Here is a 9115-nt window from a genome sequence, read left to right on the forward strand (position 1 = left end):
ATACATTCGGCTACAGGCAATAAAATTATAATTCTATGTTGCACTGATGCGCTTAAAACACATTAAACTGTCTGGCTTTAAGTCGTTTGTTGACAGTACCAGCGTACCGTTTCCACAGCAAATGACCGCGGTTGTTGGCCCCAACGGCTGTGGCAAATCAAACGTCATTGATGCCGTGCGCTGGGTGCTGGGCGAAAGCTCAGCTAAAAATCTGCGTGGCGATGCGATGACCGACGTTATTTTCAATGGCTCATCACAACGTAAGCCGGTGTCGCAAGCCTCTGTTGAACTGATGTTTGAAAACACTCAGGGACGGCTGGCAGGCGGCATGGCCGATCGTAGTGAAATTTCTATTAAGCGTATTGTTACCCGCGAGGCGCAATCTAATTACTATCTCAATGGCAGCAAATGCCGTCGGCGTGACATTACCGACATCTTCCTGGGTACCGGTTTAGGGCCGCGTAGTTACGCCATCATTGAACAAGGCATGATTTCACGGCTTATTGAGTCTAAACCCCAAGAACTCAGGGTTTTTATTGAAGAAGCGGCGGGCATTTCTAAATACAAAGAGCGCCGTCGTGAAACGGAAAACCGTATTAAGCATACGCGGGAAAACCTCGACAGACTGGCCGATGTACGTGAAGAGCTGGGTAAAAACATTGAAAAGTTAAAACGCCAGGCCAGCGCAGCGCAGCGTTATAAAGAATTAAAAGCGCAAGAGCGCAAACTAAAAGCGCAGCTTACTAGCATTAAGTGGTTGTATTACAGCACAAAACTCAGTGCGCTGGATCAGCAATTACAGCAGCGCCTGACAGAGTTAGAGAAATACCAGTCACAAGAGCTTGGCGATCAACGCGTACTGTTGGAACTAAAGCAGCAAGCGCAGGATAGCCGGGCGGAGTTAGAGCGCGTTCAAGCCACGTTTTACCAGCTAGGCAGCAGTATTAGTCGCTTAGAGCAGCAAATATTAAGTCAACGCCAACATCAGCAAACCCTTAGCGCCCAGTTGCAAACGGCAAAAACCACCTTGGCACAAGCACAGCATTATATGCAGGCGGAGCTGGACCAACAGCAAGAGCTTAGCCAGCAACTGGAGCAGGACGAACCAGAGCAGGCATTGGTTGAAGAGCAGTTGGCCGAGCTTAGTGAGCAACTGCAATTAATGGAAGATCAGCAGCAAGCACAGCTTCACGCCCAGCAACAGTGGCAGCAGCAACAATTTCGCTTGCAACAACAACAGCAACAAGCCCAACTAAAGCAGCAAAATATTCAGCAACAGTTACGGCAATATACCCAGGCCCAGCAGCAACTAGAGCACGAGTTAACTGAGCTTGCCATAATGCCGTTGCAGCAGCAGCTGGCACAACTTACGTCAAACTATGCCGATTTACAGCAACAACTCAGCCTGGCGCAGCAGCAATGCGACACCGCCCGGCAACAACTACAACACAGCGAAGCGCTGTGCCAACCGCTACGCGAGCAACAACAACATTTAAGCAACGAGTTGCTGTTGCTTGAGCGTGAGCAGCAGCGTTTGCAGCAGTTGCAACAGCAACAAACGGGGCAGCAATTATTGGCTCAGCTTAAGGTGAAAACCGGCTGGGCTAATTCGGTGGGCCTGGTGCTTGGCCAATTACAACATGCCCGCATTGAGGCAGACATGCCGTCCACTATTGGCAGTGTGGTGTGTACTAATACGGCAACACCGGTGCCGGGTAGCCTTAGTGAGGTGATAGTAGAGGGAATTTACCCCGAGTGCTTCAACCACATTATGTTGTGTCCATCAATTGAACAGGCGCAAGCACAACGTTTGCAAATGCCAGGCACTAATACGGCGCAATCCTTCATTACGCCGCAAGGCTATTGGCTGGGTAGCAACTGGGCATTGCAAGCCGGGGCCGAGCAGCAAGATAACTATCTTGCCCGCACTGAACGGCTTAGTGAATTAGCCAAAGAGCAAGAGACACAGCAGAGCGCACTTACTGCACTGCAAACCCAGCTTAGTGCAGAGCTTTTGCTGCAGCAGCAGGCCGAAACCGCTTTACAACAGGCGCTGCAACAGGCAAGCACGCTGGAGCGGCAGGCGCAGCAATTACACACCACGGTGTTATTGCACCAGCAAGAACTGCAACAAGCGGAAAAACAGCAAGTTAAGTTACAGGCCGCTATTGAGCAGTACGCATTACAACAGGCGCAAGCCGAAGAGATGTTGTTGCAGTTAGAGATTGAACTTGAGTCGGCACTAGACGCACTAATGCAACATGAAACTGAACAGGTGGACTTAAACCGTGCCAGCGGGCAACAGCAACTGCAGTTACAACAGCTTAAAGCGCAGTATGAACAAAAACGCACACTATTGCAGCAGCTAATAACACAGGTAAAGCTTACCGCGCAGCAGTTAACCAGTGTGCAGCAGAATATAAAACGGGCGCAGGCACAACAGCAACAATTACAGGAGCAGGTGCAACAGATAACGCTTCAGCTGGAACAAGATGACGCACCGGAAATACTGCTGCAGGAACAGTTGCAACAAGCTTTGCTAGAGCGGCAAGATGCCGAGCAGCTAATGGTAACTCAGCAAGAAACGGTTGCCGCTGTAGAGCAGCGTATTCGCGAATTGGAACAAGGGCAGCACGGCGTACTGCAAGTAGTAAATAAAAAACGCAGTGAAATTGAAGACTTACGCCTTGATAGCGAAGGTTACCGGGTGCGCGCTAACAACATGCTTGAACTTTTGCGTGAGCAGCAAGTTAATATGAAGGACATTTTGGCCGAGCTGCCAGCCGATGCCGAAGAAGCATTGTGGCAACAGCAGTTAGATAAAACGGTTGAGGCGGTCGGGCGACTTGGGCCAATAAATTTGGCAGCCATTGAAGAATACGAGCAGCAAGCCGAGCGTAAACAGTATTTAGATGCACAAAATGACGATTTAACTTCGGCAATGGACACGCTTGAAACGGCAATCCGTAAAATTGATAAAGAAACGCGGCAAAAGTTTAAAGAAACCTTTGAACAGGTTAATGATGGGTTAAAGACATTGTTCCCTAAAGTGTTTGGTGGCGGCAGTGCATACCTGGCATTAACTGAGGATGACATGCTGGAAACCGGTGTGACGATAATGGCCCGACCACCGGGCAAAAAAAACAGTACAATACATTTATTATCGGGTGGTGAAAAAGCCTTAACCGCTTTATCATTGGTGTTTTCGATTTTCCGGCTTAACCCGGCACCATTTTGTATGTTAGATGAAGTAGATGCGCCACTGGATGATGCAAACGTTGGCCGGTTTTGTAATCTGGTGCGGGAAATGTCGGAAACGGTACAATTTATTTATATTAGCCACAATAAAATTGCCATGGAAATGGCGGCACAGTTAATGGGTGTGACGATGCAGGAACCTGGGGTATCGCGCGTAGTTGCTGTAGATGTGGATGATGCTGTTAAAATGGCAGCAGCCTCTTAATTAAAGGTAAACTTATGGCTGACGAATTACGTTTGATTTTTATTATTATCGGAGCCCTGGTATTAGGTGCACTGTTATTGCATGGTCTGTGGACAGTGCGTAAAAATGCGGGCCAGCCCAGACACCGTTATTATGAAGAAACAGCAAAAGATAGCAGTGAAAAGGCCGAAGGGTTTGACGATTTAGGCGTAGGCCCGGTGCGGGTAGTGAAAAAAAACGCGACTGATGTTGACACTAATACAGCATCTCCGGCGAAGGCTGAGCCGGTTGTGCGCCACACCACTCGGGTACAAGCTACTCCGGTAAAGGCTGCGCCAGTAACCTACAAAGAACCCGTGAACTACAAAGAAGAAGTGCAAACTGAACTGCCGTTTGATGATGCTAAAACACCCGAGCTGAATTTTTCTGCGATAGAGGATGATGAAACACCTTCACCGTCTTTTGATACTGGAGCAGTAGAGATTGATAATGATCAGCCTGCCGCTAAAAGTGAACCGCGACCGGCAGCTGAAGAACCAGCAGAAGTGCTGATCTTGTACGTATTACTGCCAGAAACTAAAGAAATGAAAGGCCCGGATTTATTGTCGGCCTTACTCACTCTTGGCTTTAAATATGGTGATATGGACATTTTTCACCGTCACTTAGACAGTGCCGGCTCGGGCGCGGTGTTATTTAGTCTGGCGAATATGTTTAATCCGGGCACCTTTGATTTAGAGAATATTGACAAACTTGCCACCCGTGGCGTGAGTTTATTTATGACATTGCCTGGCCCTGGCGAACCACTACAAAACTTTAATCTGATGCACAATGCGGCAAAAAAGCTGGCTGATGAATTTGGCGGCCAGGTACTGGATGGGCAACGCAGTGTGTTAACGGTTCAAACCGTGCGGCATTATGTCGATAAAATTCGTGAATTTCAGCGTCAGCAGCTTATTCACGGTTAATCGTTAAAATATTAGCAGCTAAAACGGCAGGCAATAGGCCTGCCGTTTTTGTTATGGCAAACTAAAACAATCTATTTTTCAGGCAACAACCCTATGAGTCAGTCTGTTTTACAACAAGTACAGCAGTTGCGTCAGCAGCTGGAACAATATAGCTATCAGTATTATGTGTTGGATGAACCTACCGTTCCTGACGCCCAGTACGACACACTTTATCGCCAGTTACAGCAAATTGAGCAGGAGAACCCAGAGCTTATTACTGCCGACTCACCGACACAGCGTGTTGGCGCAGCGCCGTTGAGTAAGTTTGGTCAGGTTGCTCACACCATTCCTATGTTGTCGCTGGACAATGCGTTTGATGCTGCAGAGTTTCATGCTTTTTGTAAACGCATGGCAGATCGCCTGGATACAGTGCAGGCATTTAGTTTTTGTTGTGAGCCAAAACTTGATGGTTTAGCGGTCAGTATTCGTTACGAAAATGGCGTGCTTGTGCAAGCGGCTACGCGGGGAGATGGCTACACCGGCGAGGATATTACCAGCAATGTGCGAACCATACGCGCGGTGCCATTAAAGCTTAAAGGTGACAAGGTACCCGCTGTGCTTGAAGTGCGTGGCGAAGTGTTTATGCCGTTGGCAGGTTTTAATGCCATGAACGAAAAGGCGCGGCAAAGTGGCGAAAAGATTTTTGCCAATCCGCGTAATGCTGCTGCGGGCAGCTTGCGCCAACTTGACCCGAAAATTAGTGCGCAGCGGCCGCTGATGTTTTATGCCTACGCCGTTGGCGCAATTGATGATGCTACCGGCTTGTTAGATAGCCAAAGTCATTATCAACGTTTAATGCAGTTAAAAGACTGGGGGCTTCCTGTTTGCCCTGAAATTCGCTTAGTCAGCGGCGCTGAAGCCGCGCTGGATTATTATCAGGATATCTTGCAGCGCAGGGCCAGCCTTAGCTATGAAATTGATGGCGTGGTGATTAAAGTTGCAGACTTGGCGCAGCAACAAGCGCTGGGTTTTGTTGCCAGAGCGCCGCGCTGGGCTATTGCTTTTAAGTTTCCAGCACAAGAAATGCTAACCACCTTGCTTGATGTAGAATTTCAAGTGGGCCGAACCGGCGCTATTACGCCGGTGGCCAGACTGGAACCTGTGGTTGTTGGCGGTGTTACGGTAAGTAATGCCACACTGCACAATCGCGATGAAATTGCGCGTTTAGGCGTGAAAATTGGCGATGCGGTAATCGTGCGCCGGGCAGGTGACGTTATTCCACAAATTGTGTCGGTAGTACAAGAGCAGCGCCCGGCTGATGCGCGGGATATCGAGTTTCCGTCTGAATGCCCGGTTTGTAGCTCTGCTGTCGAGCGGGTAAGCGGTGAAGCGGTAGCGCGTTGCAGTGGCGGCTTATTTTGTCCGGCGCAGCTAAAAGAGTCAATTAAGCACTTTGTGGCACGCAAAGCCATGGATATAGATGGCTTGGGCGATAAATTAGTCGACCAGCTGGTGGAACAAAAGCTGATTGCGAGCCCGGCAGGAATTTACCAGCTTGATATGGCGGCGCTGGTTGGTCTTGAGCGCATGGCAGAAAAGTCAGCCCTCAAACTGTTAGCGGCGATAGAGCAATCTAAACAAACCACCTTGGCGCGGTTTATTTATGCATTAGGTATTCGCGAAGTGGGCGAGGCGACAGCGCTAAATATTGCCAATCATTTTACCGAGTTATCCCTGTTACAACAGGCCGATTTAGCGCAGTTAGTTGCCGTTTCGGATGTTGGTGCCGTTGTAGCAGAGCATGTGCTGGGCTTTTTTGCTGAACCTCATAACCAAGACGTGATTGCGCAATTGCTAAGTTGCGGTATTCACTGGCCGGCGATTGAGCAGCAGGCGGCGACTGAGCAACCTTTTGCCGGGCAAACACTGGTACTTACCGGCACGTTAACCAGTATGGGCCGCGATGACGCTAAAGCGCGGTTGCAACGCTTGGGGGCTAAGGTTTCGGGCTCTGTATCGGCTAAAACCCATGCCGTTATTGCCGGTGACAATGCCGGATCTAAACTGGCTAAGGCAACTGAGCTTAATGTGCCCGTGTGGACAGAGCAGCAGATGCTGGATGTGTTTGCAAAGTATGGGGTGCAATAAATGCCTGATGTTATTTATCAATTATTGCTGGAGTGGGGCGGGGTATGCTGGCGCAGCGCAGACGTCAGCTATGAGTAAAGCCCCGCTGTGGCCTGTACTAGACGACTATGGCCTGCACAAGGTGCCACTGCGTTTTTACTGGTTGTTATTGTTGTTACTCCGGCCATACATAAGCTGGATATTGGTATTAACACTGCCACAGGATCAGCGCTCAATGCTGGCACTGTTTTATCCATTGCAGCGCGATTTTATTATCGCCTGCGCAGTTGCCGCTCCGCTGCTGTTATTGATTGCCGCGTTAAGCCAGCGTAAACCGAAAGGCAGACGTGGCTGGCGCCATATTTGGCGCTACGGTGGCCTAATTATGCTCAGTGTTGCTGTGGTTGATTTGGTGGTGAGTGTATCGCATTTACCCTCACAGGTTATGTTAGATGCACCATGGCGGATTGTGTCGCCGTTACTGCTAATTATTGGGTGTATCTGGTTGCTAAGGTCCAGAACGTTAAAAGCGGTTTTTGCTGAGTGGCCAGAGCCGATAGCGCCGGTGACAGAAACCAATACTAATTAAGCCAGTATGCTAAGTTTTTTTTGTTTTAGTTGTTCGTAACGCAGCATTTGTTCTGGTTTTAAATTACTGTTTTCTATCAGCTGTTGGCATTGGTTAAGCAGTTGCTGTTTTTGCTGAGCCGAACAAAGTGGGCGAGGGCTGGTAAGCAGTGTTTGCCATAAGTTGAGTGCAATGCCGGCGTTTTTCGGCATCACTTGCCACGCCAGTGTGAAAGCAGAGAAGGCTTCTTGCCAGTTACCATGTTGATATAAATGTACAGCATTGTTATTTAGTTCTCGTGGGCCATGTGCCATGGCAGCGCGTTCTTGCTGTTCTTGGTTAAGGTAGGCAGCAAATAAGGGTTCTGGTTGTTGTTGGCGGCAATGCTGGCTAATACGATTAAACAAGCTTTTAGAGGCGTCACTCAACCCCACTTCGTGCAGTGCTTTGGCCTTATCCAAGGCATTTTCTAATGAGTCTATTTCTATTTCTTCGCTAAGCTCAACTAATAACTGGCGAGCTTTATCTCTGTGGTCTTGCAAATACAAAAGACGCGCCTGCAATACTTGCTGCGCCTCTGTCAGATTTTGCAAACCATACTGGCGTTGCACCGTATTAAGCGACATGGTTGCCTGGCGACTTAAACGGGTTTGTTGTTCACTGTCTTCACTGCTAAGGGCGAAATCAATACTGGCTCTTGCCAGGTTCAGGTATAAATCTGGCTGTTCGTACATTGAATAGCGGGCAAATTTAACCATGTCTCTGGCGGCCCGGTATTGCAGTTCATAGTCATGGTTTAGCCGGGACAATTGCAATAGTTTTTGCTGGCGCAATAAATTTCGCGGTGCTATATCTGCAGCAGCCAATATATGCTGCTGTGCTTGTTGAAAATGCTGCTGGCGAAACTCTAGTTCAGCCAGGCAATCCAAAGCATACAGCCGTGTTTCAGTACGCGATAACATTTGCTGTAATTCCGCAAAGGCCTGATCTTCTGCATTTTGTCTTAGCAGGCAAAACACCCTGCCAATTCTGGCCCAGCTAAACGGCTGAATTTGTAACATGGCATTGAAAAATACCAGAGCATCAGAATAGGCATGCTGTTGTAGCATGATATCGCCTTTTAGCTTAAGAAATAGCGGGTATAGCTTGTGTAGTTCAGGTTGTGTCAGTTGTTGATTAAGCCAATCGAGCGCTTTGTCATGCTGTTTTAGTTCGAGTAATTCGTATACCGGCCGCAGCTGTTGTTTACGCTTTAACACGCGCTCTATGCGTTGCTGTAAATCACGAATAACATACGGCTTGGCCAGAAACTCGTCTGGCTGCAATTCCAACACACTGTGCACCAATGCGGGTTCGGTTTCGGCACTAATAAAAATTACGCCGCAATTGAGTTTATGTAAGCCGGTTGCTTTGAGCTCTTCAAACAGTTGGTAGCCGTCTTTACCGTTGGGTAGGTTATACGCGCAGATAATTAGATCATAGTTATTCTGCTTGCAAAAATTCAATGCCGATTGCGCGCGACCAGCATAGCTAATGTTTTGATATCCCAGCTGTTCCAGCGCGTAACGCAAATAACTTTGGCTTAAGCTTTGATCATCAATAATTAAAATACGTTCATCGCGTTTAACAGCGGGTTCCATAGCTTACGGCTGTTCCGGTGCAGGTAATATTGGTTTTACTATAGCAAGCTTTGAAGAAAAAATAACAGGTAATTAACGGCGACCGTGTTGTCGAAGAGAGCGGGCGGTGCTTTGCTATGGTTTTTGTATTAAGAAGTGGTGGATTGTACTGTGATTGAATCAGTGGCAACCGTGTCTAAGTAAAGAGAGGGCGGTGCTCAGCTATGTATGTGTATTAAGAAGTGGTGGATTGTACTGTGATTGAATCAGGGGCAACCGTGTCTAGGTAAAGAGCGGGCGGTGCTCAGCTATGTATGTGTATTAAGAAGTGGTGGATTGTACTGTGATTGAATCAGTGGCAACCGTGTCTAAGTAAAGAGAGGGCAATGCTCAGCTATGTTTGTGTACTAAGAAG

5 protein-coding genes are annotated in these 9115 nt (G+C 48.2%); 4 read left to right on the forward strand and 1 reads right to left on the reverse strand.

The features are described 5' to 3' along the window. The first annotated feature begins 46 nt into the window (after positions 1 to 46). The 4 genes from ORJ00_RS01590 (at position 47) to ORJ00_RS01605 (ending at position 7102) form a co-directional block, all read left to right on the forward strand. The gene (locus tag ORJ00_RS01590) at positions 47 to 3463 is read left to right on the forward strand and encodes an AAA family ATPase (protein WP_306138785.1); all 3417 of its coding nucleotides are present in this window, start codon (positions 47 to 49) and stop codon (positions 3461 to 3463) included. A 14-nt stretch (positions 3464 to 3477) separates the two neighbouring features. Continuing rightward, complete coding sequence (gene zipA, locus ORJ00_RS01595; protein WP_305974741.1) at positions 3478 to 4407, forward strand: cell division protein ZipA; 930 nt, start codon at positions 3478 to 3480, stop codon at positions 4405 to 4407. A 93-nt stretch (positions 4408 to 4500) separates the two neighbouring features. Continuing rightward, entirely contained in the window at positions 4501 to 6534 is a 2034-nt protein-coding gene (gene ligA / locus ORJ00_RS01600; RefSeq protein WP_306137682.1) for an NAD-dependent DNA ligase LigA, read from the forward strand. 70 nt (positions 6535 to 6604) lie between these two features. Next, a complete protein-coding gene (locus ORJ00_RS01605) occupies positions 6605 to 7102 on the forward strand; it encodes a DUF2919 family protein (RefSeq protein WP_027669562.1) in 498 nt (165 codons plus the stop codon). On the opposite strand, the gene ORJ00_RS01610 is transcribed toward ORJ00_RS01605, so the two are convergent. Beyond that, on the reverse strand, positions 7099 to 8721 hold the full coding sequence (locus ORJ00_RS01610; RefSeq protein WP_306138786.1) for a response regulator: 1623 nt from the start codon (positions 8719 to 8721) through the stop codon (positions 7099 to 7101). The genes ORJ00_RS01605 and ORJ00_RS01610 overlap by 4 nt on opposite strands. Between the last annotated feature and the right edge of the window lie 394 nt (positions 8722 to 9115).

It is taken from the genome of Rheinheimera baltica (genome assembly GCF_030731985.1).
Taxonomy (GTDB): Bacteria; Pseudomonadota; Gammaproteobacteria; order Enterobacterales; family Alteromonadaceae; genus Alishewanella; species Alishewanella baltica.

What these genes read in the sequence shown, in the direction of transcription:
- ORJ00_RS01590 (WP_306138785.1), top strand. Translation starts at nt 47, where the DNA reads ATGCGCTTAAAACACATTAAACTGTCTGGCTTTAAGTCGTTTGTTGAC.
- zipA (WP_305974741.1), top strand. Translation starts at nt 3,478, where the DNA reads ATGGCTGACGAATTACGTTTGATTTTTATTATTATCGGAGCCCTGGTA.
- ligA (WP_306137682.1), top strand. Translation starts at nt 4,501, where the DNA reads ATGAGTCAGTCTGTTTTACAACAAGTACAGCAGTTGCGTCAGCAGCTG.
- ORJ00_RS01605 (WP_027669562.1), top strand. Translation starts at nt 6,605, where the DNA reads ATGAGTAAAGCCCCGCTGTGGCCTGTACTAGACGACTATGGCCTGCAC.
- ORJ00_RS01610 (WP_306138786.1), bottom strand. Translation starts at nt 8,721, where the DNA reads ATGGAACCCGCTGTTAAACGCGATGAACGTATTTTAATTATTGATGAT.